The following is a 26,994-nucleotide window of genomic DNA, read 5'->3' as shown; positions in this document are numbered from 1 at the left end:
ACGGGGCTGGCTGTTACAGCTGCGGGCCTGCCGCGACCAGACGCTTGCCCTCTTCATTGTCGGTGAAGCGCTCGAAGTTCTTGATAAAGCGTCCTGCCAGGTCAACCGCCTTGGCATCCCACTCGGCCTTGTTGGCGTAAGTGTCGCGCGGGTCGAGGATTGCCGGGTTCACGTCGTGCAGGGCGGTCGGCACTTCCAGATTGAAGATCGGCAGCACCTTGGTCTCGGCCTTCTCAATGGAGCCATCCAGGATGGCGTCGATGATGGCGCGGGTATCCTTGATGGAGATGCGCTTGCCGGTGCCGTTCCAGCCGGTGTTGACCAGGTAGGCTTCCGCGCCGGCGGCTTCCATCCGTTTCACCAGCTCCTGACCGTACTTGGTCGGGTGCAGGGAGAGGAAGGCTGCGCCGAAGCAGGAGGAGAAGGTCGGGGTCGGTTCTGTGATGCCGCGCTCGGTACCGGCCAGCTTGGCGGTGAAGCCAGACAGGAAGTGGTACTTGGTCTGCTCCTTGGTCAGCTTGGAGACCGGGGGCAGCACGCCGAAGGCGTCGGCAGTCAGGAAGATCACCTTGTTGGCGTGACCCGCCTTGGAGACCGGCTTGACGATGTTCTCGATGTGATAGATGGGGTAGGAGACCCGGGTGTTCTCGGTCTTGGAGCCATCGTCGAAGTCGATGGTGCCATCGGCCGCCACGGTCACGTTCTCCAGCAGCGCATCGCGACGGATGGCGTTGTAGATGTCCGGCTCGGCTTCCTTGGAGAGCTTGATGGTCTTGGCGTAGCAGCCGCCTTCGAAGTTGAAGACGCCATCGTCGTCCCAGCCGTGCTCGTCATCGCCGATCAGCTGACGCTTGGGATCGGTGGAGAGGGTGGTCTTGCCGGTACCGGACAGGCCGAAGAAAATGGCCACGTCGCCGTCCTGACCCACGTTGGCGGAGCAGTGCATGGAGGCGATGCCGCGCAGGGGCAGGAAGTAGTTCATCATGGAGAACATCCCCTTCTTCATCTCGCCACCGTACCAGGTGCCGCCGATGAGCTGGATCTTCTCGGTCAGGTTGAAGGCGACGAAGTTCTCGGAGTTGAGACCCTGCTCCTTCCAGTTCGGGTTGGTGCACTTGGCACCGTTCATCACCACGAAGTCCGGTTTGAAGGTTTTCAGCTCTTCATCGTTCGGGCGAATGAACATGTTTTTCACGAAGTGAGCCTGCCAGGCTACCTCGGTGATGATGCGCACGGCCAGGCGGGTATCGGGGTTGGCACCACAGAAGCCGTCGACCACGAACAGGCGCTTGCCGGAGAGCTGTTTGGTCACCAGAGATTTCAGATGTGACCACACTTCCGGGCTGATGGCTTTGTTATCGTTTTTACCCTGGTCAGACCACCATACAGTATTCTGGGTAGTGGCGTCTTTGACGATATATTTATCTTTAGGGGAGCGGCCGGTGAAGATGCCGGTATTGACATTGACGGCGCCCAGTTCGGTCACTACGCCGCGCTCGAACCCTTCCAGGTCGGCACGTGTCTCTTCCGCGAACAGCTGGTCGTAGGAAGGGTTGCGCAGGATTTCAGTGGAGTTCTTGATACCGTACTGGTCCAGTCCTAATTGCTTGGCCAGGGTGGGTTCTGCCACGATTGTCATTGTATTCTCCTGGGTTCAGAGGTTGGTAGGGTTCTATCTGGCGTTCATCCTATCACTTAGGTGGTAGAGTTTAGCGATCGCCATCAAATTTTATAAAATAGGGTATTTTTTTGTTATTTAAGTTAAAGGCGGGTTTTGCCCGCCTTTAATTAGTGTAACTTGTTTGCATCATTACCGGGAGCCCTGCTGAACAGGGTTTCGACGTCGATCCCATCAAATTGGTACTGGGCGCCGCAATAATCACAGTGCATGTCGATCTTGCCGAGCTCCTGCACCATCTCTATCACCTCTTCTTTCTCTATCTGCAGCAGAGCCCCCTCACAACGGGCGCGGGAGCAGGTGCAGCGGAACTCGACCGCCTGCGGATCGAACACCCGCACCTTGTCCTGGTGGTAAAGGCGGTAGAGGATCTCTTCCGCTTCCAGACCGAACAGCTCTTCATCCTTGATGGTGCTGGTGAGCTGGGTCAGGTGCTCGAAGTCGTCGCTGTGATCCTCGCTCTGGGCGGGCAGTTCCTGCAGCAGGATGCCAGCGGCACGCGGCTCACCCTGGTGGTAGCCGGTGCGGATCCACAGCTTGGTCGCCAGCTGTTCGGACTGGGCGAAGTAGTGCTCCAGGCAGCCGGCCAGGGTGTCGGCGTCCAGCGCTATGATGCCCTGATAGCGTTCACCCTGCTCCGGGGTGATGGTGATGACCAGCTGGCCTTCTCCGATCAGGCTCTGCAGCTTGTCGTCGCTCGGCAGTTCCCCTTCATAGCGGGCCACACCACGCAGCTGCTGGTTGTTGTCGCCGTTGATGACGGCCAGCCGTACCGGACCGTTGCCCTGCAACTGCACCGTGATGGAGCCTTTGAACTTGAGGGTGGCGGTCAGCAGGCTGGTAGCGACCAGCAGTTCACCCAGCAGTTTTTGCACCTGTACCGGGTAGTTCTGGGCCTCAACCACGTGGCGGTAGGTGTGGTCCAGCTGGACCAGCTCGCCCCGGACTTCGTACTCTTCGAACAGATAGCGATACAGGAGATCTTGGTTACTCATCATGCATTCCTGGGTTCTTCGGTGGGGTAAATAGATAAAAACATTAATAAACAGCTGGTTAGGAACTTATTCCGGCAACTGTCGTCATAAAAGGGCCATCTTGGCGGGTCAATATTGCTTGACCTTGATCAGCTGGCGTCGCTCCTGCTTGTCGGGGCGACGCTCGGGGCTTGGCGCAAACTGACTGTTGAAGCGGCGTGCCTCGCTGTTCTCGGCCCGCTTTTTCAGGCTGGCCTCGGTCTCTTCATAGAGCTGCTGGGCCAGCGGGGCGGACTTGCGCTGCTCGCTCACCTCGAGCACCCGCACTTCCCGTTCGTCCTGACCCTGCCAGAAGCGAATGAGGGCGCCGACCTCGACATGCTTGCCCGGTTTGCTGCGCTGGCCGTTGTAATGCACCTTGCCCCCTTCAATCTGGTCGCGGGCCAGGCTGCGGGTCTTGTAAAAACGTGCCGCCCACAACCACTTGTCGAGACGGACCAGGGCTGGGGTTTCTGCGGGGTTCGGCATGAATCGACTCCGGAATGGCTGAAAGGGGTGCCTGATTATACCAGAGGCGGGCCCCGGGATAGAAACAGGGGGGCTGATGGTGTGACGGAATGTCAATTTTCGCAGCTTCATCCCATCCGGTCGGTTGTCTCTGGGTCCATTGCCGTACACAATAGCCAACCGATTTGGATGCCAGAAAATATTGATAAACATGACGCTACCGTTCAGGGATGACTTGTTGAGCTCCCTTCTGGCCCGTTGTAAAACCGTGCCACTCTCCCGATTCAGCCAGCCTCTGTTCTGGCTTCTGCTGCTGTTGCTGGCCCACCAGTGTGCCGGTCTCACCTGGCGTCTGCTGGATCTCGGCAGCCGGCCCGTCAGCCAGTCCTGGCAACCGTCGGTGGTCGCCAATCAGAGCCAGGGTGCAAACCGGCTCGACCTGAGCGGCGTCAGTCGGCTGGCACTGTTCGGCAAGGCCAAACAGCAGGCCCAGGCGGCCGATGTTGTCGCAGCCGATGCTCCCAAGACCCAGCTCAACGCCCAGCTCAACGGCGTGCTGGCGAGCTCGGATCCCGCCAAATCCATTGCCATCATCGCCCACAACGGGCTGCAGAACTCCTACGGCATCGGTGATCTCATCGATGGTACCCAGGCCAAGATCCGCCAGGTGTTCCCGGATCGGGTCATCATCGAGCGGGACGGCCGCGACGAGACCCTGATGCTGGACGGGGAAGAGTACGGCAAGCCGCTGCCCAAGCCGGGCAACCAGGACGGCAAGCTCTCCTCGGTGCGCAACGAGCTGATGGGCAACCCCGGCAAGATCACCGATTACCTCAATATTTCCCCGGTCCGGGTCGATGGCCGCATGGTCGGCTATCGCCTCAATCCGGGCAGCAATCCGGAACTGTTCAATCAACTGGGGCTGGTCGCCAACGACATGGCGGTCAGCATCAATGGGCTGGATCTGCGGGATAACGCTCAGGCCATGCAGGCGATGCAGCAGGTGGCTGGCGCAACGGAAATGACCGTCACCGTCGAGCGGCAAGGACAGCTCTACGACGTTTATGTCGGCTTGTCAGAATAATGATTTGGAGTAGCACCAAGAATGATAAATAAAGGGAAGGGCTGGCGTCTGGCCACCGTGGCTGCGGCGCTGATGATGGCAGGTTCTGCCTGGGCCACCGAATATGCCGCCAGCTTCAAGAATGCCGACATCGAAGAGTTCATCAACACGGTCGGCAAGAACCTGAACAAGACCATCATCATCGAGCCTTCGGTGCGCGGCAAGATCAACGTCCGCAGCTATGACCTGCTCAACGAAGACCAGTACTACCAGTTCTTCCTGAGCGTGCTCGACGTCTATGGCTTCGCCGTGGTCCCGATGGACAACGGCGTGCTCAAGGTGGTGCGCTCCAAGGATGCCAAGACCTCCGCCATCCCGGTGGTGGACGAGAGCAACCCCGGCAGCGGTGACGAGATGGTGACCCGGGTCGTGCCGGTGCGCAACGTCTCGGTACGTGAACTGGCGCCGCTGCTGCGCCAGCTCAACGACAACGCCGGTGGCGGCAACGTGGTCCATTACGACCCCTCCAACGTGCTGCTGATCACCGGCCGCGCCGCCGTGGTCAACCGGCTGGTGGAAGTGGTACGCCGGGTCGACAAGGCGGGCGACCAGGAAGTGGACATCGTCAAGCTCAAGTACGCCTCCGCCGGCGAGATGGTGCGGCTGGTGACCAACCTCAACAAGGATGGCAACAACCAGGGCGGCAACACCTCCCTGCTGCTGGCGCCCAAGGTGGTAGCCGATGAGCGCACCAACTCGGTGGTGGTGAGCGGCGAGCCCAAGGCGCGCGCCCGCATCATCCAGATGGTGCACCAGCTTGACCGTGACCTGCAGAGCCAGGGCAACACCCGGGTCTTTTATCTGAAATACGGCAAGGCCAAGGATCTGGTGGAGGTGCTCAAGGGCGTCAGCTCCAGCATCGAAGCGGACAAGAAGGGCGGCGCGGCCACCACCACAGGGGGTGGCGGTGCCAGCATCGGAGGCGGCAAGCTGGCCATCTCCGCCGACGAAACCACCAATGCCCTGGTGATCACCGCCCAGCCGGACGTGATGGCCGAGCTGGAGCAAGTGGTCGCCAAGCTCGACATTCGCCGTGCCCAGGTGCTGGTGGAGGCGATCATCGTCGAGATCGCCGATGGCGACGGTCTCAACCTCGGGGTGCAGTGGGCCAACACCAATGGCGGCGGCACCCAGTTCACCAATACCGGTTTGCCGATTGGTTCGGTGGCCATTGCGGCCAAGGATTACAAGGATAACGGGACCACCACCGGCCTGGCCTCGCTGGCCAAAGAGTTCAACGGTATGGCGGCCGGTTTCTATCACGGCAACTGGGCCGCGCTGGTGACGGCCCTGTCCACCAACTCCAAGAGCGATATTCTCTCCACCCCGAGTATCGTCACCATGGACAACAAGGAAGCCTCCTTCAACGTCGGCCAGGAAGTGCCGGTGCAGAGCGGCTCCCAGAGCTCCACCACCAGCGATCAGGTGTTCAACACCATCGAACGCAAGACGGTGGGCACCAAGCTGGTGGTGACGCCGCAGATCAACGAGGGGGATTCCGTGCTGCTCAATATCGAGCAGGAGGTTTCCAGCGTAGCGAACAAACCTGCCGAGGGAACTGCAACACTTGGCCCGACCTTCGATACCCGTACCATCAAGAACGCAGTGCTGGTGAAGAGCGGCGAGACAGTAGTGCTGGGCGGCTTGATGGATGAGAAAACCAGCGAAACCGTCTCCAAGGTGCCGCTGCTCGGCGATATCCCGGTGCTGGGCTATCTGTTCCGTTCGACCAATAACAGCACCTCCAAGCGCAACCTGATGGTCTTTATCCGACCGACCATTTTGCGGGATGCCAACATCTACACAGGTGTTTCCAGCAACAAGTACACCGAGTTCCGCTCCGAGCAGCAGGAGGCGGCGGCGCAGGAGGGGTATCTCACCTCGCCCAAGCGCCAGGTGCTGCCCGAGTACAGCCAGGGTGTGACAACATCGCCCGAGGCACAAAAGCAGATTGAACAGATGAAGCAGCACCAGCAAACGACGATCGACTCGGTGCAGCCATTCGTGGGTAACAAGTAATGGCGGCATACCAGCTGGATGGCGTCGACATGCCGGCAGCCCTGCCCGAGCTGCCGTTTGCCTTCGCCCGCAACTTCGGGGTGATCCTGACCGAGCGGCAGGGGGCCCCGGTGCTGCTCTGCCGCCAGGGCGTGACGCCGCAAACCCTGCTGGAAGTACGGCGGGTGGCGGGCTGCGCCTTCACGGTGGAGCAGATGGACGGCGAAGCCTTCGAAGAGCTGCTGATGGCCCACTACCAGCGCGACTCCTCCGAGGCGCGCCAGCTGATGGAGGATCTCGGCAACGAGATGGACTTCTTCGCGCTGGCCGAAGAGCTGCCCCAGAGTGAAGACCTGCTGGATGCCGACGACGACGCCCCCATCATCCGCCTCATCAACGCCATGTTGAGCGAGGCGATCAAAGAAGAGGCGTCCGACATCCACATCGAAACCTTCGAGCGGGCCCTGGTGATCCGTTTTCGCATCGATGGTGTACTGCGGGAGATCCTGCGGCCCCATCGCAAGCTCGCCTCCTTGCTGGTGTCGCGCATCAAGGTCATGTCGCGGATGGACATCGCCGAGAAGCGGGTGCCGCAGGATGGCCGCATCTCACTGCGCATCGGCGGCCGGGCGGTGGACGTGCGGGTCTCCACCATGCCGTCCAGCTACGGCGAGCGGGTGGTGCTGCGACTGCTCGACAAGAACAACGTACGGCTCGAGCTCAAGCAGCTCGGCATGACGCTGGCCAACCGCAACATCATCAGCGAACTCATTCGCAAGCCCCACGGCATCATTCTGGTGACGGGCCCGACCGGTTCGGGCAAGTCGACCACCCTCTACGCGGCCCTCTCCGAGATCAACTCGCGGGATCGCAACATCCTGACCGTCGAAGACCCCATCGAATATGACCTCGAAGGGGTGGGCCAGACCCAGGTCAACAGCAAGGTGGACATGACCTTCGCCCGCGGCCTGCGCGCCATTTTGCGCCAGGATCCGGACGTGGTGATGGTGGGGGAAATCCGTGACCTCGAGACCGCCCAGATCGCGGTGCAGGCGTCGCTGACCGGCCACCTGGTGATGTCGACCCTGCACACCAACACCGCCATCGGCGCCATCACCCGGATGCGAGACATGGGTATCGAGCCCTTCCTGCTCTCCTCCTCACTGCTGGCGGTACTGGCCCAGCGGCTGGTGCGCACCCTCTGCCCCGATTGCCGCGCGCCGCGCCCCATCACCGAGCAGGAGCGCATTGCCATGGGCATCGAGCTGGCGCCGGATCAGCAGGTGTGGCGGCCGGTGGGCTGCGAGCAGTGCAACCACACCGGCTATCGCGGCCGGACCGGTATCCACGAGCTGGTGGTGATCGACGAAGCGGTGCGCGAGGCGATCCACAGCGCCAGCGGCGAGCTGGCCATCGAGCGGCTGATCCGGGGTCACACCCCCAGCATCCGCCGCGACGGCATCGACAAGGTACTCAAGGGGCAGACCAGCCTCGAAGAGGTGCTGCGCGTGACCCGGGAAGACTGAGATGGCTGCATTCGAATACAAGGCCCTCGACGGCAAGGGACGCAACAAGAGCGGCGTGCTGGAGGGGGATTCCGCCCGCCAGGTACGCCAGTTGTTGCGCGAGCAGGGGCTGACCCCGCTCGAGGTGAACGAGACCACCGAGAAGGCCAAGCGCGAGGCGAACCGCTTCGTGTTGTTCCGCCGTGGTGCCAGCACCGCCGAGCTGGCGATGATCACCCGCCAGCTGGCCACCCTGGTGGGGGCCGGCCTCACCATCGAAGAGGCGCTCAAGGCCGTCGCCGAGCAGTGCGAGAAGGCCCACCTGCGCAGCATGGTGGCCACGGTGCGCAGCAAGGTGGTGGAGGGCTATTCGCTGGCCGATTCGCTGGCGGCCTTTCCCCATGTGTTCGATCAGCTGTTCCGCTCCATGGTAGCGGCCGGCGAGAAGTCCGGTCACCTGGAGAAGGTGCTCAACCGCCTCGCCGACTACACCGAGCAGCGTCAGCACATGCGCACCAAGCTGCTGCAGGCGATGATCTACCCCATCGTATTGACCTGCGTCGCCATCGGCGTCATCTCCATCCTGCTCACCGCCGTGGTGCCCAAGGTGGTGGCCCAGTTTGAGCACATGGGCCAGCAACTGCCGGCCACCACCCGCTTCCTCATCGGTACCAGCGAGCTGATGCAGCACTACGGCCTCTGGTTCCTGTTGCTGCTGCTGGTGGGTGGCTTTGTCTGGCGCTGGTGGCTGACCGACGACAAGCGTCGCCGTCACTGGCACCAGCTGATCCTGCGTCTGCCGGTGATCGGTCGGGTCAGCCGTGGTCTCAACACTGCCCGTTTCGCCCGCACCCTGAGCATCCTCAACGCCAGCGCCGTGCCGCTGCTGGAGGGGATGAAGATCTCCGGCGAAGTGCTCTCCAACGACTTTGCCCGCATGCGCATCGGTGAGGCCACCGAGCGGGTGCGGGAGGGGACCAGCCTGCGCAAGTCACTGGATGAAACCAAAATTTTTCCGCCCATGATGCTGCACATGATCGCCTCCGGCGAGCAGAGCGGCGAGCTCGACAACATGCTGGAGCGGGCGGCAGACAACCAGGATCGGGAGTTCGAAACCCAGGTGAACATTGCCCTCGGGGTGTTTGAACCCATGCTGGTGGTCTCCATGGCCGGGGTGGTGCTGTTTATCGTGATGTCGATCCTGCAGCCGATCCTCGAGCTCAACAATATGGTGAATATGTAAGGTTCGGACGTTCGAATACGCTTCGCTATTCGAACCTACCAATCCAATCAACTCCGTAGGTTCGATTAGCCGACAGGCGTCATCGAACGATCGAGGTTTAACAGTTAATCGTTGATGGTTCATGCCATCTCATTTCGTGAGGGAGTAAGTCATGCAAAAGCGTCGTCAATCGGGTTTTACCCTGCTGGAAGTGATGGTGGTCATCGTGATCCTGGGGATCCTGGCCAGCCTGGTGGTGCCCAACCTGATGGGCAACAAGGAGAAGGCTGACCAGCAGAAAGCGGTCTCCGACATAGTGGCGCTGGAAAACGCCCTCGACATGTACAAGCTGGACAACAACCGCTACCCGACCACCGAGCAGGGGCTGGACGCGCTGGTCAACAAGCCGACCGCCGCACCTGAGCCGCGCAGCTACCGCGAAGGGGGCTATATCAAGCGCCTGCCGCAGGATCCTTGGGGCAACCCGTACCAGATGCTGAGCCCAGGCCAGTTCGGCAAGATCGACATCTTCTCCATGGGGCTGGATGGCGAAGCCGGTACCGATGACGACATCGGCAACTGGAACCTGAAGGATTTCCAATAAGTGATCCCGCCGCGTCGCGCTCACCGAGTCATCCCGAGGCTGCCTGAATGAAGGTGGCCTCTTCTGCCCGTCGTCAGGCCGGTTTACCCTGCTGGAAGTGTTGCTGGTGGCCATGTTGATGGGTCGGCTCGAGGCCACTGCCATGCAGTTGAGGCTGGCGCCATGAAACATAGTCGCCAGGCCGGTTTTACTCTGCTGGAAGTATTGCTGGTCGCCATGTTGATGGGACTGGTTGCCACTGCCGTCACCCTCAGCATGGGTGGCGCCAGGGGCGATAGAGAGCTCGACAAGCAGGCGCGCCGCTTCATGGCCGTGCTGCAGCAGGCGCAGGAGTACTCGGTGATGGATGGCCGGCTGGTGGGCCTGCGTGTCGAGGACAACAGCTGGCAGTTCATGCAGCGCGCGGCCAAGGATCGCAAGTGGCAGGTGATGAGCGGCGACAAGCTGCTGGATCGGGTCGAGTTGCCCGACAACATGCGGCTGGCCATCGAGCTCGAGGGCTTCAGCTGGCGGACCGAATCCGACGAGAAGTACGAGAAGGGGCGCGACGAGAAGGAGCGCACGCCGCAGGTGTTCATCTTTCCTGGTGGAGAGCTGACCCCCTTCGTGCTGACCCTGACCCAGCAGGACGACGATCCGCGCTATGTGCGCACGGTCAAGGCGGACGAGTTCGGCCGCCTGCGCCTGCTGCAGGACGAGGAGGAAGAGGAATGAACGCCCGCGGCATGACCCTGCTGGAAGTCATGGTGGCGCTGGCGGTGTTCGCCATCGCCGGGCTGGCGGTGATGAAGACCGCCAGCGAGCACCTCTCCGGCCTCAACTATCTGGAACAGAAGACCCTGGCGACCTGGGTGGTGGAGAACCAGTTGGTGCAGCAGAAGCTCGAAGCCAAGTGGCCCGGTGACAGCTGGGTGGAAGGGGACGAGCAGATGGCGGGCCAGACCTGGTACTGGCGCTATCGCGGCGTCGCTACCGCCGACAGCAACTTCAAGGCGCTGGACATGGAAGTGCGTACCGCGCCCAAGGCCGACAGCCCGGTGGCCATGATCCGGACCTATATCAGCCGATGAACATTCACCAACGAGTCTCCATGATCCGGAGCCAGCGTCAGGAGGGGTTTACCCTGCTGGAGATGCTGGTGGCCATCGCCATCTTCGCCGGCCTGAGCCTGGGCGCCTATCAGGTGCTGCAAGGGGTGCTCACCAGCGACGAGGTGGCCAAGCGCAAGGAGGCTCGTCTTTCCGAGCTGCAACTGGCCTTCTCCGTGCTGGAGCGGGACATCACCCAGATGGTGCCGCGCAGCGGCCGCATCGACGGCGAGAACAACAAGGTGCTGCTGGCGGCCTCCCGCTTCGGCCAGCAGAGCGACGACTGGGGTATGGCCTTCATGCGCGGCGGCTGGCTCAACCCGGACGGCATGCTGCCGCGCTCCGGCTTGCAGCGGGTTGGCTGGCGCCTCAAGGATCACAAGCTGGAGCGGCTGAGCTACCTCTACCCGGATCCGGTGATCGGCACCGAGCCGCGCATCCAGCCGATGCTGGAGCGGGTGACGGCGCTGCGGCTCTACTTCTACGACAAGGGTGCCTGGAAAGAGGAGTGGACCCAGCGCAACGTGCTGCCCTACGGGCTGGCGGTGGAGCTGGATCTGGAAGATTACGGTACCATCCGCCGCCAGTTCCTGATCGGCGCCGGTGGCCAGAGGGCTGAAAATGGCAGCTGATCGTCGTTTTTCCCGCCCCGGCCGCCAGGGGGGAATGGCCCTGCTGGTGGTGCTGCTCATTCTGTCGGTGATGGTGATCATCGCCAGCAACATGAGCGGTCGCCTGCAGCTGGAGCTGCGCCGTACCGCCAACCTCACCGCCGGCAAGCAGGCCTGGTGGTATGCCATGTCGGCGGAGGCGCTGGTGAGCAAGGTGCTGGCCCAGGATTTCAAGGACGACCCCAACGTGGTCAGCCTGGGGCAGAACTGGGCACGCCAGGATGCGGTCTTCCCGGTGGATGACGGCAAGCTCACCGGCCGGGTGCGTGATCTGCAATCCTGCTTCAACCTCAACAGCCTGAGCGTGCCGTTGAAGGACGGGATCAGCGGCGACGATCTGGAGAAGCAGCCCTATCCGGTCAAGGTGTTCAAGGCGCTGCTCAAGCAGCTCGAGGTGGAAGATTACGAGGCGGTGCAGCTGACCGATGCCATCCGCGACTGGACCGACAAGGATACCGTGCTGGTGTCGAGCTACGGCGCCGAGGATGCCTATTACGAAGGGCTCACTCCCCCTTATCTGACTGCCAACCAGTGGATGCTCGGCACCGACGAGCTGCGGGCGGTGCGCGGGGTGAGCGCCAAACTGTACGCCCGGCTGGCGCCCTATGTGTGCGCCCTGCCCAACGACAAGCTGGTGGTGAACGTCAATACCATCCGGCCGGAGCAGTCGGCCCTGCTGGTGGCGCTCTATCTGGACAAGGTGGGGCTGGACGATGCCAAGCGGGTGCTGACCAGCCGCCCCCAGAAGGGGTGGAAGAACAAGAAGGAGATGACGGACCAGATGCCACTGCAGGTGAGCTCCATTCCGGGGCTGGATGCGGCGCTGGACGTCAAGAGCAGCTATTTCGAGGCCAGGCTGCTTGCCGAGGTGGGTGACACCCGGGCCCGGCTGGAGAGCGTCTTCGTGCGCGGCAAGGACAACAAGCTGGTGATGCTGCGCCGTCTGAACGGCGGCGCCGAATAACAAGGGAGGCGGGCAACGGCCGTTGGCCGGCCCGCGCCATCCCCCGATTGGACAGCAGCCCATGGCTGCGCGCCCGCCCATCCAGAGGGATTCGAGCGGGCATGGCAGGAGAGACATTAGTGAGCGAGAGTCTGGTCATCCGTCTGGGGACCAATGCGCAGCAGCCGGTCGAGTGGCTGGTGTGGTCGGGTGGGGAAGAGGAGGTGATCGCCTCCGGTACCCTGGCCTCGGCCCATGCCCTTGGCGAGCTGCAGGAGCGGGCCGGTGGCCGCCCGGCGGTGGTGCTGGTGCCCGGCAGCGATCTTATCTTCCGGCGGGTGAGCCTGCCGGGCAAATACAGCCGCCAGTCTGCGGCCGCCTTGCCCTATCTGCTGGAGGAGCAAATCGCCTCCGACGTGGATGAGCTGCACCTGGTGGTGCTGGGTCATCAGGGTCATGAGGTGGACCTGATGGCGGTCGACGAGGAGAAGATGCAGACCTGGCTCGGCTGGCTGGAGCAGGCTGGTCTCAAGAGCCGGCAACTGCTGCCGGACGTGCTGGCGCTGCCGCAGGCGAGCGAGGGCTGGTCGGCGCTGCAACTGGGCAAGGAGTGGTTGCTGCGCCAGGGGCCCTGTCAGGGCATCGTCGCCGATGAGCCGCTGCTGGCCATGTTGCTGGCGGCGGAGCCGGCACCGGTGACCATTCACAGCCATACCCCGCCGCCGGCCATTGCGGCGGCCAGCTGGCAGGCGGCCGATCCCGAGCTGCCCATGCTGCTGCTGGCCCGGGGGGCGCTGGCCAGCCAGGCCAACCTGCTGCAGGGGGCCTACCGGCCGCAGACCGAATACTCCCGCTACTGGCAGCAGTGGCGCAAGGTGGCGGTGGTGGCCGGGGCGCTGCTGGTGGTGGCGTTCGCCCAGCGCGGCGTGCAGCTCTATCAGCTGACGGAGCAGGACAAGGCGCTCAAGGCGGAGATCCGGCAGGTCTACACCCGGATCTTCCCGGGGGAGAGCCGCATCGTCAACGTGCGCAGCCAGATGACCCAGCACCTCCAGCAGCTGGGACAGACGCCGCAGGACGGGGTGTTGATGGTGCTGACCGAGCTGGCGCCCACCTTTGCCGAAGTGCCCGGCCTCAAGCCCGAGGTGCTGCGTTTCGACGCGGCTCGCGGCGAGCTCAGGTTGCAGGTGACGGCCCCCGGTTTTGCCGAGATCGAGCGTTTTCGCGAGCTGGCTGGCAAGCGCTTCGACGTGCAGCAGGGGGAGGTGCGCAGCACCGAAGGCAAGGTTGAAGGGGCACTGGTGCTGAAGGGTAAATCATCATGATGGACAAACTACAAGGCTGGTGGCACGGCATCAGCGCCCGCGAGCAGCGGCTGGTGGCGGTGGGTGGCAGCGTGCTGTTGATCGGCTTCTGCTACTGGGTCATCTGGCAACCCATCGGCAATCGCATCGACGAGCGCGAGCGGCAGGTATTGAGCCAGCAGCAGACCCTCGCCTGGTTGAAAGAGAAGGGTGAAGAGGTGTTGGCGCTGCAGGGTGGCCAGGGCCGCCAGCTCGATACCAGCGGCACCCTGGAAGGGGTGGTCAACCGCACCGCCTTCAACCAGAAGATCAAGATTGCCCGGCTGCAGCCTCAGGGCCAGGAGCTGCAGGTGTGGATCGACACGGTGGCGTTCGATGACCTGCTGATCTGGCTGGCGACCCTGGCGGATCGCCATGGCGTGCAGGTGCAGGTGATCGAGGTGGCCCGCGAGAATCTGGCGCCCGGCCTGGTCAAGGTACGCCGCTTGCAGCTGAGCCGTCCCCAATGAAACAACGCGTCCCGAGCAGGGCCCCGCGCCTGATCGGGCGTTTGCAGTCGAGTCGTTTTCTATGAAGCAAAGAGTGCTGATTGCCGTGCTGTTTCTGGCGGCCTATCTGGTTTTCCTGCTGGCCAAGCTGCCGGCGTCTCTGGTGGTGCGCTACCTGCCGCTGCCGCCCCTGGTACAGCTGGAAGGGGTGAGCGGCACCCTCTGGAGCGGCCAGGTTGCCCGCCTGCAATACGCCAGCGAGTCGCTGACCCAGCTGCGCTGGGAGCTCAACGGCTGGTCGCTGCTGCGCTTTGCCCCTGAGGTGTCCCTGCGCTTTGGCGAGCGCAGCGGCCTCAACGGGCAGGGGGTGGTGGGCTGGAGCGGCGCCGCCTTTGGCCGCGATATCACCCTCAACGTGCCGGCTCCCTGGCTGCTGGCGCGGGTGCCGATGCAGCTGCCCGTGCCGGTCACGGTGGCTGGCCAGCTGCAGCTCAAGCTCGATCAGGTTGCCCAGGGCAACCCCTGGTGCGACAACCTCTACGGCAACCTCTACTGGTACGGGGCCGATGCCGATACCCCGGCCGGCAAGCTGGTGCTGGGGGATCCCGAGATCAAGCTGACCTGCATCGACTCCCGGCTGGTGGCCGAGCTCAAGCAGGGCTCGGAGGCGGTACAGGTGCAGGGCAAGCTGGAGCTGCAGGCCAATCGCCAGTACCTGTTCCAGGGCACCCTGAAACCGGGGCCCGAGCTGCCGGAGCAGATGAAGCAGGGGCTGCCCTTCCTCGGCCAGCCCGATGGTCAGGGGCGCTTCCCGCTGCGCTACCAGGGCCACATCTGACGGCGTAGCTGTTTGATCTGGCATGCATCAACACCACCCCGCCCCGGCGGGGTGGTGTCGTTATGGGGCCGCGGCGGCTGGCGCCGTGATGAGGTGATTGAGGAAGAAGCGGAACAGTTCGGCCCGCGAACGCAGGTGCAGCTTGGCGTAGAGGTGCTTGCGATGATTCTTCACCGTGCCGCTGCCGATGCCAAGCGTACCGGCAATGGCCTCGGTGTCGAGCCCCTGCAACAACAATCCCGCCACCTGGCGCTCGCGGCGGGTGAGGCTCGCCCCCCCCACGCTGGCGATGGCCTGCTCCACCGTCGCCTTGAGATCGGCGCCGCCCGGTAGCATCGGGCTCTGGGCCAGCAGGGCGGCACCCTCTCGCCAGTGCTGGCGGCACAGCGAATGCACCAGCGGAAACAGCGCCTCCAGTCGGGCCAGCTCGTCACGACTGAGGGTGCTGCGCTTGTCGAGGCGGCCCAGAAACAGCATCAGGGTGAGGCCGCCGCGCACCGGCAGGATCAGCCCCACCTCCTCCTGCCAGCCGGTGGCCTGATAGAAGTGGTGGCGATACTCGGGGTCGAGTCGCCCGCGCGACACTTGCGCCAGCGTCCAGACCCCGGCCCCCAGACCCTGTTCCAGCGCCTGCATAAAGGGATCCTGACTGAAGTGGCGGGTGAGATAGCGATCGAACAGCAGGGCCCGCTGATGGTGCAGGTTGTCGTAGAGGTAGACAGGGCGCTGCCCCACCCCGAGCAGCAGGGCGCAGTCGAACGCCACCTGCTGCTGGATCAGGCGCACCAGCGCCGCCGGAAAGGCGCTGCCGTGCAGGGCATCGACTACTTCGGTCATGCTGCGGGTCAGGGTATCTGTGGCGAGGGGCTGGATCATGGGCGCTGGGTCATGGCAATGGCTTCCGGGTGGCGGGCAGGCTTCCCGCGATGGTCACACGATAGCCGGATGCTAGCACGAGAGTGGCAAAACTGTCCCCTGGGGGACATATTCGGCGCAGACCAGAGCGGCGAGGATGTGGGCTTTTCCCCCTGCTGTTGGAGACCCCATGATCAACCCCCACCTGCTTGATGAGCTAACCCGACGCGGCCTGGTGGCCCAGAATTCCGACCCGGTGGCGCTGGCCGACCATCTTGCCACCCCGCGCACCGTCTACTGCGGGTTTGATCCCACCGCCGGCAGCCTGCATATCGGCCATCTGGTGCCGCTGTTGATGCTGCGCCGCTTCCAGCTGGCGGGCCACACCCCGGTGGCATTGGTGGGCGGTGCCACCGGCCTTATTGGCGATCCCAGTTTCAAGGCAAGTGAGCGCAACCTCAACAGCGCCGAGACGGTGCAGGGCTGGGTAGCCAGCCTGTCGGCCCAGATAAAAGCGCTGCTGCCGGCCAGCGAAGGGCTGGCGGCGCCGCTGCTGGTCAACAACGCCGACTGGATGGGGCAGATGTCCGCTCTCGATTTTCTGCGCGACATCGGCAAGCACTTCTCGGTCAACGCCATGCTGGCCCGCGAATCGGTGCGCCAGCGGCTGGCCCGTCCGGATCAGGGCATCTCGTTCACCGAGTTCTCCTACACCCTGCTGCAATCCCAGGACTTCGCGGTGCTCAACCAGCGCCTCGGCTGCACCCTGCAGATCGGCGGCAACGACCAGTGGGGCAACATCACCAGCGGCATGGACCTTACCCGCCGCCTCCATCAGGCCCAGGTCTATGGCATGACGCTGCCGCTCATCACCAAGGCCGATGGCACCAAGTTCGGCAAGACCGAAGGGGGCGCAATCTGGCTCGATCCGGCGCTCACCTCGCCCTACGCCTTCTACCAGTTCTGGCTCGGCACCGCGGATGAGGATGTCTACCGCTTCCTGCGCTACTACAGCTTTATGCCGCTGGCCGAGATTGAGGCGCTGGAGGCGGAGGATGCGAAGCGGCAGGGGCGCAAGCTGGCCCAGCAGGTGCTGGCCGACGAGCTGACCGAGCTGGTGCACGGCAAGGGGGCGCTGGCGGCGGTGCAGCGTATCAGCGAATTGCTGTTCAGCGGCGAGGTGGCGCGCCTTGGCGAGAGCGATCTGGCCCAGCTGGCGCAGGATGGCATGCCGGGCTGGCGTATCGAGGGGGAAACAGACCTGGTGACCCTGCTGGTGGAGAGCGGTCTGGCGAACTCCAAGCGGATCGCCCGCGAGCTGCTGGCGGCAGGCGCCATCAGCCTCAATGGCGAGATCCGCCGGGATGAGCCACTGACGGCGGCCGATCGGCTGTTCGGCCGCTACCTGTTGCTGCGCCGGGGCAAGAAGCAGTACCGACTGGTGACGTGGCTGGGGTGAGCGACCCGGGATCGACAAGGGCTTCCTGGGCAGCCCTTTTGTTTATCCGTCAGTTCGGAGAGTTCTGTTCCCCTGCATCTCGGCTTATATGGCTTACTCGGCCAGCGGCAGCAACTCGGCGTAATCACGGATCGCCGGGAAGGCGGTGATGTGTTGCTCGGGCTGGCAACTGTCCGGGTTCTGGATGGCGAGCTGATAGCCGATGCCGTAATCGGCGGCGGCGCGCAGGATCCGCTCGCTGTCATCTACAAAGAGAGTGCGGGCCGGGTCGAATGCCAGCCGCTCGGCCAGTGCCTGCCAGCAGTGCTGGCTCTCCTTCGACCAGCCCAGCTCGTGGGTGCTCACCATCAGATCGAGGTGGCCGGCCAGCCCCAGCTGCGCATCCTTCACCGACAGGCTGGCGGGGTGGGCATTGGTGAAGAGCACCAGCTGCTTGCCCGCGGCCCGCAGCGCGGCCAGGAAGGGGATGACGTGGGGTCGCCACTGGATCTTGGCCAGGATCTCCTGCTTGAGGGCACGGATGTCGAGCCCCAGCGTCTCGCTCCAGTAATCCACGCAGTACCAGTTGAGGGTGCCGCTGACGGCCTGGTAGTGCGCCTCGATCTGCACTCTGGCCTCGGCCAGCGGCAGGCCGAGTCGCTCGGCATAGCGCTCGGGTACCAGCTGCTGCCAGAGGTGGTTGTCAAAATGGAGATCGATCAGGGTGCCATCCATATCGAGCAGGACAGTGTCTATCTGGTGCCAGGGCAGTGGGGTCGGCATGGGGCCTCGGTGTTCGGGTCGAAACGGGCGGGCATTATAACGGATTTTTCCCGCCGCTTTCCCACCCTTGCCCCGTGGTGTTCAGGAGGGGAGTCGTTTACTCTTGAAACACGATTTTTTAACGAGCAGCCAGCCCCGATGAGTGACCTCCACCAACGCAAACCCGTCCACCTCAGCGTCGACACCATGGCGCACGACAAGAGCAAGCCGGAGATCCTCAAGGCCGAGATCGTGGCCGAGAGCCGGCTGTTCAAGGTGGAGTCGCTCCACCTCAAGTTTTCCAACGGCGAGGAGCGGGTCTACGAGCGGATGCGCGGCGGCAACCGGGGCGCCGTCATGGTGGTGCCGCTGTTCGATGCCCACACCCTGCTGCTGGTGCGCGAGTACGCGGCGGGCACCCACTCCTACGAGCTGGGCTTTCCCAAGGGGCTGATCGACCCGGGTGAAGATGCCTTCGAGGCAGGCAACCGGGAGTTGATGGAAGAGGCGGGCTTTGGCGCCAACAGCCTGACCCTGCTCAAGCAGGTGTCGCTGGCGCCGGGCTACTTCTCCAGCCGGATGGACATCTTGCTGGCGCGGGATCTCTTCCCCGAGCAGCGGGTGGGCGACGAGCCCGAGCCCCTCGAGGTGGTCCCCTGGCCGCTGAACCGGATCGACGAATTGCTGGCGCGACCCGACTTCACCGAGTCGCGCAGTATCAGTGCGCTGCTGCTGGCCCAACGCTGGCTGGCGGAGCAGGCAGAGTAGCCCGCAGGGGCAGTTTGAATACAGAGGATAACAAGATGCAGGAGTTGTTGGCCTGGGTGCCGGGGGTCAAGGAGATCGCGCGCGAAGCGGGCAGGATCCTTCACGAAATCTATCACGGCGGTCAGTTCGAGCGTCAGCTGAAGGAGGATGCGACCCCGGTCACCAGTGCCGATCTTGCTGCCGATGCTTACCTCAAACAGGCGCTGTCGGCGCTCACTCCCCACGTTCCCGTGCTGACCGAAGAGGCGGCCGACATCCCCTTCAGCCAGCGCGCCAACTGGCGTCAGTACTGGCTGGTGGATCCCCTCGACGGCACCGGCGAATTTATCGCCGGCAGCGGCGACTTCGCCACCCTGATCGCCCTGGTGCAGGACAACGTGCCGGTGCTCGGCGTCATCTATGCCCCCGAGTCGAACGTCCTCTACTGGGCGGTGCGCGGTCATGGTGCCTTCAAGGAGGCAAACGGCGAGGTGCACCCCATCAGCGCCATGCACCACGAGCACGATCAGCCCGATTCACTAGTGGTGGCCATCAGCCGTCGCCAGAAGCTGGAGAACCTGACCCGTCGTCTCAACCCGGCCATCAACTACGAGCTGATCCCGCTCGGCTCTAGCTCGCTCAAGTCCTGTCTGGTGGCTGAAGGGGCGGCCGACTGCTACGTGCGGCTCGGCCCCACCGGCGAGTGGGACACCGCCGCCGCCCAGTGCATCGTCGAGGCGGCCGGTGGCCGCATCCTCAGCCTGGCGCTGCAGCCGCTGCGCTACAACGAGACGGAGTCGCTGGAGAACCCGGACTTCATCGTGATGGGGGATCCGGATCTCGCCTGGGGCAGCATTCTGGCTCACTGAGCGGGTGAACAGGTCATCATTGACGACAATCAGGCGGCTCCATGGCCGCCTGATTGCATGGTGTGATCCGCTGGTTTCATCGTGGATGAACAGAAATATCCGCTGGCAAAGCGCGGGAATGACAGTGAATCATCACAAGAGAGGGCAGCGGAATGGCACGATTTTTCAGGTAATTCTGCAAACGATCATTTGGCCAAAATAAAAAATTGACCAATAGTGAAAATTTGGTTTTAAATTTCGTGAATTTGACGAAATTTAGTTTTACTTATTTATGTGATCTCGATTACATTCCCAATCTCACTGGCTGAAGCCCGTAATGGTAGTGATATGTTTCAGGGTGGACTTTTGAGAATTAAATCCCGATAAACCACAATGAACTCAGATTAAAACACTGACAAAAAGTGAATTAGTAATGAGTTTATCTGTAGACGTCACCAAGGAGCTGTCCGGTTCCTGCTCCACCACCGTCAGCGCCACCCCCTGGCGCCGCCACGATACCCACTGGGTCATCAGCCTGTTTGGCACCGCCGTCGGCGCCGGCATCCTGTTCCTGCCCATCAATCTGGGTCTGGGCGGGATCTGGCCTCTCATCATCGTCTCCGTGCTGGCCGGTCCCATGACCTTCCTGGCCCACCGCGGGCTGGCGCGCTTCGTGCTCTCCTCGTCGCGTCCCCACGCCGACTTCACCGAGGTGGCCCAGGAGCACTTCGGTAAGATGGCCGGCCGCCTCATCTCGGCGCTCTACTTCCTCTCCATCTTCCCGATCCTGCTCATCTACGGGGTCGGGCTGACCAACACGGTGGAGAGCTTCATGATCAATCAGCTCGGCATGGATGCCCCGAACCGGGTGATGCTCTCCGGCCTGCTGGTGTTTGCCATGATCGCCGTGATGCTGGCCGGTGAGAAGGCGATGCTGCGCGCCTTTGCCGTCATGGTCTATCCGCTGGCGGCCATCCTGGCGGCGCTCTCCTGCTACCTGATCCCACAGTGGCAGTGGCCGCAGCTAGGCAGCCTGGAGGGCGGCAGCTTCCTCAACACCGTCTGGCTGGCGCTGCCGGTCACCGTGTTCGCCTTCAGCCACGCCGCCGCCATCTCCGGCTTTGCCAACGTGCAGCGCCGGGAGTACGGCGAGCAGGCGGAAGCAAAGAGCAGTCTGATCCTGCGCAACACCACCGTCATGCTGGTGGGCTTCGTGCTGTTCTTCGTCTTCTCCTGCGTGCTGAGCCTCTCGCCGGCCCAGCTGGCCGAGGCCAAGGCCCAGAACGTCTCGGTGCTCTCCTATCTCGCCAACATCACCGACAATCCGGTGATCGTGACCCTGGGGCCGCTCATTGCCTTCATCGCCATCAGCTCCTCCTTCCTCGGCCACTTCCTCGGTGCCCGCGAGAGCCTGAAAAGCCTGATCGCCAAGCCCACCGGCCTGTCGCTGGCCAAGGCCGACCGGCTCGGCATCGCCCTGATGTTCTTCTCCATCTGGGGCGCCGCCATCATCAACCCGGGGATCCTGGGGTTGATGGAGACCCTCTCCGGCCCGGTGATCGCCATGATCCTGTTCATCATGCCGGTGGTGGCCATCTACAAGGTGGAGGCGCTGGCCCGCTTCCGCCACCGCTGGGCCAACGGCTTCATCCTGCTGACCGGCGCGCTGGCAGTGTCGGCGCTGATCTTCAGTCTGCTGAAGTAACGGCGAGCAACCAGCCGCAAAAAAAGAGAGGCGACCCCAGGGTCGCCTCTCTTGTATCGGTCCAGTGGTGGCCTCAGCCGAGCTTGGCGCCGTTTTGCACCGCCTGTTCGGGGATGGCGATCACCACGGCGCCGTCCGGCCGGTAGAAGCCGGTCAGCAGAAACTCCGACTGGATCGGGCCTATCTGTTTGGGGGGGAAGTTCACCACGGCGACGATCTGGCGGCCCACCAGCGTCTGCGGTTGATAGAGGTCGGTGATCTGGGCGCTGCTCTTGCGCACCCCGAGCTCGGGGCCGAAATCCGCCCACACCTTGTAGGCCGGGCGGCGCGCCTCGGGGAAGGGCTCGACCCGCACCAGGGTGCCCACCCTGAGCTCCACCATCTCGAAATCCTGCCAGCTTATGGTCTGCATCTTGGCTCCTCGTTGCCCATACCTTGCATGAGCCTCAGCATGCCTCGAAACGACCTGCGCCGTCTTCGGCAAACGGCCGCCCGGTTACGGCAAGCGGCCGTTTTGTTGGCGCCAGAGGGAAGGGGTCAGTCCGGTTTCGGCCAGGAAGCGCTCGGCGAAGGCCCCCTGATTCTGGTAACCGCAGCGGCTGGCTATTTCGCCGACGGGCAGAGCGGTGTGGGCGAGCAGGGTACGCGCCAGCGCCATGCGTCGCGTCCGGATGTAGTGGGAGACGCTCATCCCCACCTGCTGCTGGAAGGCGTGCTTGAACTGGCTCTGGCCGAGGCAGGCGATGGCGGCCAGCTGCTGATTGGTCAGCTCAGCCGCAAGGTTGGCCTCGATATGACGCTGCACCTTGCCGATGCGCGGGGCGAGGCGGGCACGGCCGCGCGAGCCTGCCTGCTGCGCCTCTGCCAGCAGACCCAGCCACACCTGCTCCATGCCGGCCACGTGGCGCCCCTCGGCCACCATGCGGTGCAGGAAGGCGAGGTAGTGGCGCTGGGCCTGGTCCAGCTCGATGAAGGGGCGCTCGCCCAGCTCGCCGGGCAGCCAGTGGCTCTCCTGCACCAGAAACGAGAGTGCCGGATCGGCGGCGTAGTCGTGCCGCTCACCGGGGGCAATGATGCAGGCAAAGCCGGGCGCGAGCCGCCGCCCCTGGCCCTGCACCTCGATCTCGATGGGACCGTCGAGGGGGATCACCAGCTGGGCATGGTCGTGGCTGTGGCTGCAGACGTCGCTCTGGTAGCGACGCAGGCTGAAAGGGGCGGATAGCGATGACGCGGCCTGGGGCCGCGTCATCGAAGGGGGTTTGCTGTTTGGCATCTGCTGCTGGATTACTCGGCGTCGAAATCTTCGATCTCTTTGCCCAGCGCTTCCATGATGGCACGCGCCTCGGCAGGGACGCTGTCCGGATGATCCTTGCGCAGATCTTCGTCGCAGGGCAGCGGCTGACCGGTGAAGGCGTGCAGGAAGGCTTCGCAGAGCAGCTCGCTGTTGGTCGCATGACGCAGGTTGTTCACCTGACGGCGGGTGCGTTCATCGGTCAACACCTTCAGCACCTTGAGCGGGATCGAGACGGTAATCTTCTTGACCTGTTCGCTCTTCTTACCGTGTTCCGCGTAGGGGCTGACGTAGTCGCCGTTCCACTCTGTACCCATGATCCACCTGTTCTCATTTAGCCGTGAGCGCGGATTTTAACCCTTAAGGAATTTAATGGCAATCCAACAGCAAAGCCATTTAGACGTCTAGAAGTGTTGACGGCCTTTTTAAGCTGGCGTAGTGTGGTTCACCATGAGCCTGCAATGGCGGGATGGCGCGTGGCAGAAACAGCATGCCAGCGTGTGAAGAGACATCAAGGAGAGTGACATGACCCACAAGGCCACCCAAGCAGTACGCACCGGGATTGAGACAGACACACAGCACGGTGCCGTGGTGCCGCCCATCTACCTCTCCAGCAACTACACCTTTGCCGACTTTGGCGAGCCCCGTCAATACGATTATGCCCGCTCCGGCAACCCGACCCGCACCAATCTGGCGGACGCCCTGGCGGCGCTGGAAGGGGGGGCCGGCGCCGTGGTGACCGGCACCGGCATGGGGGCCGTCCATCTGGTCACCACCGCCCTGCTCAAGGCGGGGGATCTGCTGATCGCCCCCCACGACTGTTACGGTGGCACCTGGCGTCTGTTCGAGTACCTGGCGGCCAAGGGCCATTACCGGGTGCAGTTCGTCGATCAGGGGGATGCGGCGGCACTGGCCGAGGCACTGGCCCAGCAGCCCGCACTGGTGTGGGTGGAGACCCCCTCCAACCCGCTGCTGCGGGTGGTGGACATTGCCGCCATCGCCGAGGCGTCCCACGCGGCGGGCGCCAAGGTGGCGGTGGACAACACCTTCCTCTCGCCGCTGCTGCAACAGCCGCTGGCGCTGGGGGCGGACCTGGTGGTGCACTCCACCACCAAGTACATCAACGGCCACTCCGACGTGGTGGGCGGGGTGGCGATCGCGAAGGAACCCGAGCTGGCCGAATCGCTGGTGTGGTGGGCCAACTGTCTGGGGCTCACCTCCGGGGCATTCGACTCCTACCTCACCCTGCGCGGTCTGCGCACCCTGGCTCCCAGATTGCGCGCCCATCAGGAGAACACCGACCGCATCCTCGCCTTCCTGCAGCAGCAACCACTGGTCAAGCGCATCTATCACCCCAGCCTGCCGAGCCATCCGGGCCACGATATTGCGCGCCGTCAACAGTCCGGCTTCGGCGCCATGCTAAGTTTTGAGCTCGATTGCAATGAGGCGGGCATTCGCGCCTTCCTGGCGGCCCTCACCCTCTTCTCGGTGGCCGAATCCCTCGGCGGGGTGGAGAGTCTGGTGGCCCATCCGGCCAGCATGACCCACAGGGCCATGACCCCGGCCGCCCAGCAGGCGGCAGGCATCAGCAGCCAGCTGCTGCGGCTGTCGGTCGGTATCGAACACGGTGAGGATCTGGTGGCCGATCTGGCCGCGGCGTTTGCACAGGCACAGCAGGTGGCGAAGTAATGGAACAGCAGCAGCAACAAGGAGAGATCTCGGTGGCAACAGAAGCAGGCTTGAAGCGACGTCACGTCCACAAATTCGGTGGCAGCAGTCTGGCGGATCCGGTCTGTTATCGCCGGGTCGCCAGCATTCTCGAACAGCAAGCCGAGCAGCAGGGGGGCGGGCGAGAGCTGGTGGTGGTCTCCGCCGCCGGCAAGACCACCAACCGGCTGATCCAGCTGGTGGAGCTGGCCGAAGCCGGCGATGAAGCCGCCGGCGAGGCCATCTCGGCCCTGCAGGCCTATCAGCAGAGCCTGATCGACGGCCTGCTGGAAGGAGAACTCCACCTCGACCTGAGCCAGCAGCTGGCCGACGACATGCAGCTGATCGCCAAGACCCTGGAGGGACAGTTTGACCGCTTCGAGCGCAACGGCCTGCTCGCCTTTGGCGAGGTGTGGTCGGCGCGCCTGCTGGCGGCCCTGCTCACCAGTCGCGGCGACAAGGCCATCTGGCTCGATGCCCGCAGCTTCCTGCGCGCCGAGGATGGCGCCCTGGTCAAGGTGGATACTGCGCTGTCCAGCGAACTGCTCAAGGCGCGGCTGGCGGAACACGCCGGCCGCATCGTGGTGACCGGCTTTATCGCCGCCGACATGGAGGGACGCTCCCTGCTGCTCGGCCGCAACGGCTCCGACTACAGCGCCAGCCTGTTGGCCCTGCTGGCGGACGGCGAATCCACCACCATCTGGAGCGACGTGGCCGGTGTCTACAGCGCCGACCCGCGCCGAGTCAAGGAAGCACGCCTGCTGGAGCGCCTGAGCCTGGCCGAAGCCAACGAGCTGGCCCGCCTCGGCTCCTCGGTATTGCACTCGCGCACCCTGCAACCGGTGGCCGACAGCCGCCAGCGCCTCACTCTGCGCTGCAGCTACAACCCGGACGAGGGCTGCACCCACATCCTGCGCCGTGCCCCGCGCTCCGGCGGCGCTCGCATCGTCTCCTCGGTGGATCAGATCGCTCTCATCGAGCTCAAGGTGCTGCCGCAGACCCATTATGAGCAGACGGTGGCGGCCATAGAGGCTCATCTGGCCCGCCATCGCCTCAACCCGCTCACCCTGCAGCGCCAGCCAGATCGCCGGATCCTGCGCCTCGCCTACACCCTCGAGGTGGCGCAGGGGGCGTTCGAGCTGCTGCGCGACTTCCAGCTGCAGGGCAGCTTCACCGGTCTTATCCAGCGCGAAGGCTACAGCCTGGTGGCGCTGGTGGGGGCTGGCGTCACCGACAACGCCGAACAGTGCCATCGCTTCTACCAGCTGCTGGCGGATCAGCCGCTGGAGTTCGTGCAGGTGGCCAAAGACGGCCTGAGCCTGGTGGCCGTGCTGCGCCAGGTGGTGCTGGAGCCGCTGCTGATCGCCCTGCACAGCGCCCTGTTCAGCCGCCCGAACCGGGTCGGTCTGGTGGTGTTCGGCAAGGGCAACATCGGCGGTCACTGGCTGAATCTCTACGCTCGCGAGAAGGCGCGGCTCGAGCATGAACTGAACCTGGCGCTCACCCTCTACGGGGTGTTCAGCTCGGAAGGGGGATTGCTCGATGAAGAGGGGCTGGATCCGCTCAAGGTGCAGGACAACTTCAATCCCAAAGCGCTGATCTGGCCCGAGCTGCTGGCCCAGCTGGAGCAGCATGGCTTCGATACCCTGATTGCGCTGGACATGACCGCCAGCGAGACGGTGAGCCGCTACTACCCGGACTTTGCCCAGCTCGGCATTCACATCATCGCCGCCAACAAGTTTGCCGGCGCCGCCGACAGCGAATTCTACCAGCGCATCAAGCAGACCTGCCGCGACCATCAGGTACAGTGGCGCTACAACGCCACCGTGGGTGCCGGGCTGCCGATCCAGTCCAGCATCCAGATGCTGCGCCAGAGCGGCGACCGTATTCAGGGGGTCTCCGGCATCTTCTCCGGCACCCTCTCCTGGCTGTTCCAGCAGTATGATGGCACGCGCCCCTTCTCCGAGCTGGTGGACGAGGCGTGGCAGCACGGCCTGACCGAGCCGGATCCCCGCGAGGATCTCTCCGGCCAGGATGTGCGCCGCAAACTGCTCATCCTGGCGCGAGAGGCGGGTTTCGAGCTCGACTCTGCCGACATCGAGCTGGAGAATCTGGTACCTGTCTCCCTGCGCAAGGTGAGCACGGATCAGTTCATGGACAGGCTCAAGGAGCTGGATGATCCGATCCAGACCGCCTTCGAGGGGGCACGCCGGGTTGGCAAGGTGCTGCGTTATGTCGCCCGCTTCGAGCACGACGGCAAGGCGCGGGTCGGGCTGGAGGCGCTGGAGCCCCACCACCCGTTCGCCAACCTGCTGCCGTGCGACAATATCTTCGCCATCGAGAGCGACAGCTATCGCACCAACCCGCTGGTCATCCAGGGGCCGGGCGCAGGCCGGGAAGTGACGGCCGCCGCCATCCAGTACGACCTCTGGCAGATCTGTGCCAGCTTGTAACAGCAAGCAAACCATTCAGTCAAAGAGGCGCCAGTGGCGCCTCTTTTTATTGTTTAGCGGCAGGTTTTTAGGTCTGCCGGCTGATTTCCCTATCCCGTAAGCGGCCCGTTTTTTAGCTTCTTCAACAGGTTGCAGGCAAGAGTCAGGTAATAACCGGACTTGTACATGTAGCATGAACGGGCATTGCTCCCGCACAGACTGGTCAAGAGCGGGCACGGTATTGGTTCCCCCTCTTATTCGCTGAG

Annotated in this window: 27 protein-coding genes; 19 read left to right on the top strand and 8 right to left on the bottom strand. The window is 63.6% G+C overall.

The window, feature by feature from the left end; all coding sequences use genetic code 11:
- Nucleotides 1-13 precede the first annotated feature (13 nt).
- The 3 genes from pckA to hslR form a co-directional block, all read right to left on the bottom strand.
- The gene (gene pckA, locus OKB87_RS05820; RefSeq protein WP_043125525.1) at nucleotides 14-1,639 is read right to left on the bottom strand and encodes a phosphoenolpyruvate carboxykinase (ATP); all 1,626 of its coding nucleotides are present in this window, start codon (nucleotides 1,637-1,639) and stop codon (nucleotides 14-16) included.
- A gap of 149 nt (nucleotides 1,640-1,788) precedes the next feature.
- Nucleotides 1,789-2,673: an Hsp33 family molecular chaperone HslO gene (hslO, locus tag OKB87_RS05815; RefSeq protein WP_270826773.1), complete on the bottom strand. Its 885-nt coding sequence runs from the start codon at nucleotides 2,671-2,673 to the stop codon at nucleotides 1,789-1,791.
- A 108-nt stretch (nucleotides 2,674-2,781) separates the two neighbouring features.
- Complete coding sequence (gene hslR / locus OKB87_RS05810) at nucleotides 2,782-3,180, bottom strand: ribosome-associated heat shock protein Hsp15 (protein WP_041216200.1); 399 nt, start codon at nucleotides 3,178-3,180, stop codon at nucleotides 2,782-2,784.
- Nucleotides 3,181-3,394: 214 nt separating this feature from the next.
- Here hslR and exeC point away from each other — a divergent pair, with 214 nt between their 5' ends.
- The 12 genes from exeC to exeN all read left to right on the top strand — a co-directional run bounded on the left by exeC (nucleotide 3,395) and on the right by exeN (nucleotide 14,943).
- On the top strand, nucleotides 3,395-4,243 hold the full coding sequence (gene exeC, locus OKB87_RS05805) for a GspC family type II secretion system variant ExeC (RefSeq protein WP_272481873.1): 849 nt from the start codon (nucleotides 3,395-3,397) through the stop codon (nucleotides 4,241-4,243).
- A 21-nt stretch (nucleotides 4,244-4,264) separates the two neighbouring features.
- Nucleotides 4,265-6,301 carry a GspD family T2SS secretin variant ExeD gene (exeD, locus tag OKB87_RS05800; protein WP_270826771.1) on the top strand — a complete coding sequence of 679 codons (2,037 nt, stop codon included), beginning with the start codon at nucleotides 4,265-4,267 and terminating at the stop codon, nucleotides 6,299-6,301.
- Nucleotides 6,301-7,806, top strand: a complete 1,506-nt coding sequence (exeE, locus tag OKB87_RS05795; protein ID WP_016349336.1) for a GspE family T2SS ATPase variant ExeE — start codon at nucleotides 6,301-6,303, stop codon at nucleotides 7,804-7,806. The genes exeD and exeE overlap by 1 nt, the downstream gene beginning before the upstream one ends.
- A 1-nt stretch (nucleotide 7,807) precedes the next feature.
- On the top strand, nucleotides 7,808-9,028 hold the full coding sequence (gene exeF, locus OKB87_RS05790) for a GspF family T2SS innner membrane protein variant ExeF (protein ID WP_010635230.1): 1,221 nt from the start codon (nucleotides 7,808-7,810) through the stop codon (nucleotides 9,026-9,028).
- A gap of 151 nt (nucleotides 9,029-9,179) precedes the next feature.
- Nucleotides 9,180-9,611, top strand: coding sequence for a GspG family T2SS major pseudopilin variant ExeG (gene exeG / locus OKB87_RS05785; protein WP_005308483.1), 432 nt, complete (start codon nucleotides 9,180-9,182; stop codon nucleotides 9,609-9,611).
- A 162-nt stretch (nucleotides 9,612-9,773) separates the two neighbouring features.
- Nucleotides 9,774-10,325: a GspH family T2SS minor pseudopilin variant ExeH gene (gene exeH / locus OKB87_RS05780; protein ID WP_270826770.1), complete on the top strand. Its 552-nt coding sequence runs from the start codon at nucleotides 9,774-9,776 to the stop codon at nucleotides 10,323-10,325.
- Nucleotides 10,322-10,681, top strand: coding sequence for a GspI family T2SS minor pseudopilin variant ExeI (exeI, locus tag OKB87_RS05775; protein WP_005308487.1), 360 nt, complete (start codon nucleotides 10,322-10,324; stop codon nucleotides 10,679-10,681). The genes exeH and exeI overlap by 4 nt, the downstream gene beginning before the upstream one ends.
- 20 nt (nucleotides 10,682-10,701) lie before the next feature.
- Nucleotides 10,702-11,331 (top strand): GspJ family T2SS minor pseudopilin variant ExeJ, encoded by a 630-nt coding sequence (exeJ, locus tag OKB87_RS05770; protein WP_270826769.1) that lies wholly within the window; start codon nucleotides 10,702-10,704, stop codon nucleotides 11,329-11,331.
- Nucleotides 11,321-12,334, top strand: a complete 1,014-nt coding sequence (gene exeK / locus OKB87_RS05765) for a GspK family T2SS minor pseudopilin variant ExeK (protein WP_270826768.1) — start codon at nucleotides 11,321-11,323, stop codon at nucleotides 12,332-12,334. Before exeJ ends, exeK begins: the two co-directional genes overlap by 11 nt.
- 119 nt (nucleotides 12,335-12,453) lie before the next feature.
- Nucleotides 12,454-13,638 carry a GspL family type II secretion system protein ExeL gene (gene exeL, locus OKB87_RS05760; RefSeq protein ID WP_270826767.1) on the top strand — a complete coding sequence of 395 codons (1,185 nt, stop codon included), beginning with the start codon at nucleotides 12,454-12,456 and terminating at the stop codon, nucleotides 13,636-13,638.
- Nucleotides 13,635-14,126, top strand: coding sequence for a GspM family type II secretion system protein ExeM (exeM, locus tag OKB87_RS05755; RefSeq protein WP_270826766.1), 492 nt, complete (start codon nucleotides 13,635-13,637; stop codon nucleotides 14,124-14,126). Before exeL ends, exeM begins: the two co-directional genes overlap by 4 nt.
- 61 nt (nucleotides 14,127-14,187) lie before the next feature.
- Nucleotides 14,188-14,943: a GspN family type II secretion system protein ExeN gene (exeN, locus tag OKB87_RS05750; protein WP_270826764.1), complete on the top strand. Its 756-nt coding sequence runs from the start codon at nucleotides 14,188-14,190 to the stop codon at nucleotides 14,941-14,943.
- A gap of 60 nt (nucleotides 14,944-15,003) precedes the next feature.
- Here exeN and OKB87_RS05745 read toward each other — a convergent pair whose 3' ends face one another.
- The gene (locus tag OKB87_RS05745) at nucleotides 15,004-15,819 is read right to left on the bottom strand and encodes a helix-turn-helix transcriptional regulator (RefSeq protein ID WP_270826763.1); all 816 of its coding nucleotides are present in this window, start codon (nucleotides 15,817-15,819) and stop codon (nucleotides 15,004-15,006) included.
- A 169-nt stretch (nucleotides 15,820-15,988) separates the two neighbouring features.
- Between OKB87_RS05745 and tyrS the strand changes: the two genes are divergently transcribed.
- Entirely contained in the window at nucleotides 15,989-17,257 is a 1,269-nt protein-coding gene (gene tyrS, locus OKB87_RS05740; protein ID WP_270826762.1) for a tyrosine--tRNA ligase, read from the top strand.
- Nucleotides 17,258-17,350: 93 nt separating this feature from the next.
- On the opposite strand, the gene yrfG is transcribed toward tyrS, so the two are convergent.
- The gene (gene yrfG / locus OKB87_RS05735) at nucleotides 17,351-18,019 is read right to left on the bottom strand and encodes a GMP/IMP nucleotidase (RefSeq protein WP_269384172.1); all 669 of its coding nucleotides are present in this window, start codon (nucleotides 18,017-18,019) and stop codon (nucleotides 17,351-17,353) included.
- 138 nt (nucleotides 18,020-18,157) lie between these two features.
- Between yrfG and nudE the strand changes: the two genes are divergently transcribed.
- The 4 genes from nudE (at nucleotide 18,158) to OKB87_RS05715 (ending at nucleotide 21,298) form a co-directional block, all read left to right on the top strand.
- Complete coding sequence (nudE, locus tag OKB87_RS05730; protein WP_270826761.1) at nucleotides 18,158-18,766, top strand: ADP compounds hydrolase NudE; 609 nt, start codon at nucleotides 18,158-18,160, stop codon at nucleotides 18,764-18,766.
- 35 nt (nucleotides 18,767-18,801) lie between these two features.
- Nucleotides 18,802-19,614: a 3'(2'),5'-bisphosphate nucleotidase CysQ gene (gene cysQ, locus OKB87_RS05725; protein WP_011704554.1), complete on the top strand. Its 813-nt coding sequence runs from the start codon at nucleotides 18,802-18,804 to the stop codon at nucleotides 19,612-19,614.
- A gap of 81 nt (nucleotides 19,615-19,695) precedes the next feature.
- Nucleotides 19,696-19,824: a hypothetical protein gene (locus tag OKB87_RS05720; RefSeq protein ID WP_259230791.1), complete on the top strand. Its 129-nt coding sequence runs from the start codon at nucleotides 19,696-19,698 to the stop codon at nucleotides 19,822-19,824.
- Between the two features lie 202 nt (nucleotides 19,825-20,026).
- Nucleotides 20,027-21,298 (top strand): aromatic amino acid transport family protein, encoded by a 1,272-nt coding sequence (locus OKB87_RS05715; RefSeq protein WP_017408955.1) that lies wholly within the window; start codon nucleotides 20,027-20,029, stop codon nucleotides 21,296-21,298.
- A 73-nt stretch (nucleotides 21,299-21,371) separates the two neighbouring features.
- Here OKB87_RS05715 and OKB87_RS05710 read toward each other — a convergent pair whose 3' ends face one another.
- The 3 genes from OKB87_RS05710 to metJ all read right to left on the bottom strand — a co-directional run bounded on the left by OKB87_RS05710 (nucleotide 21,372) and on the right by metJ (nucleotide 22,906).
- A complete protein-coding gene (locus OKB87_RS05710) occupies nucleotides 21,372-21,710 on the bottom strand; it encodes a tRNA-binding protein (RefSeq protein WP_076361561.1) in 339 nt (112 codons plus the stop codon).
- An 84-nt stretch (nucleotides 21,711-21,794) separates the two neighbouring features.
- Nucleotides 21,795-22,547 (bottom strand): AraC family transcriptional regulator, encoded by a 753-nt coding sequence (locus OKB87_RS05705; RefSeq protein WP_270826760.1) that lies wholly within the window; start codon nucleotides 22,545-22,547, stop codon nucleotides 21,795-21,797.
- Nucleotides 22,548-22,582: 35 nt separating this feature from the next.
- Complete coding sequence (gene metJ, locus OKB87_RS05700) at nucleotides 22,583-22,906, bottom strand: met regulon transcriptional regulator MetJ (RefSeq protein WP_005308521.1); 324 nt, start codon at nucleotides 22,904-22,906, stop codon at nucleotides 22,583-22,585.
- A 208-nt stretch (nucleotides 22,907-23,114) separates the two neighbouring features.
- On the opposite strand from metJ, the gene metB reads away from it, so the two are divergent.
- Both metB and OKB87_RS05690 read left to right on the top strand, forming a co-directional pair.
- On the top strand, nucleotides 23,115-24,278 hold the full coding sequence (gene metB, locus OKB87_RS05695; protein WP_270826759.1) for a cystathionine gamma-synthase: 1,164 nt from the start codon (nucleotides 23,115-23,117) through the stop codon (nucleotides 24,276-24,278).
- Nucleotides 24,278-26,749 (top strand): bifunctional aspartate kinase/homoserine dehydrogenase II, encoded by a 2,472-nt coding sequence (locus tag OKB87_RS05690; protein WP_270826757.1) that lies wholly within the window; start codon nucleotides 24,278-24,280, stop codon nucleotides 26,747-26,749. The genes metB and OKB87_RS05690 overlap by 1 nt, the downstream gene beginning before the upstream one ends.
- The last annotated feature ends 245 nt before the right edge of the window (nucleotides 26,750-26,994 follow it).

This window comes from Aeromonas sp. Y318-1 (assembly GCF_027706125.1).
GTDB classification, from domain to species: domain Bacteria; phylum Pseudomonadota; class Gammaproteobacteria; order Enterobacterales; family Aeromonadaceae; genus Aeromonas; species Aeromonas hydrophila.
Note: the sequence above shows the minus strand (reverse complement) of the source record. Positions and strands in the feature narration are given on the sequence as shown.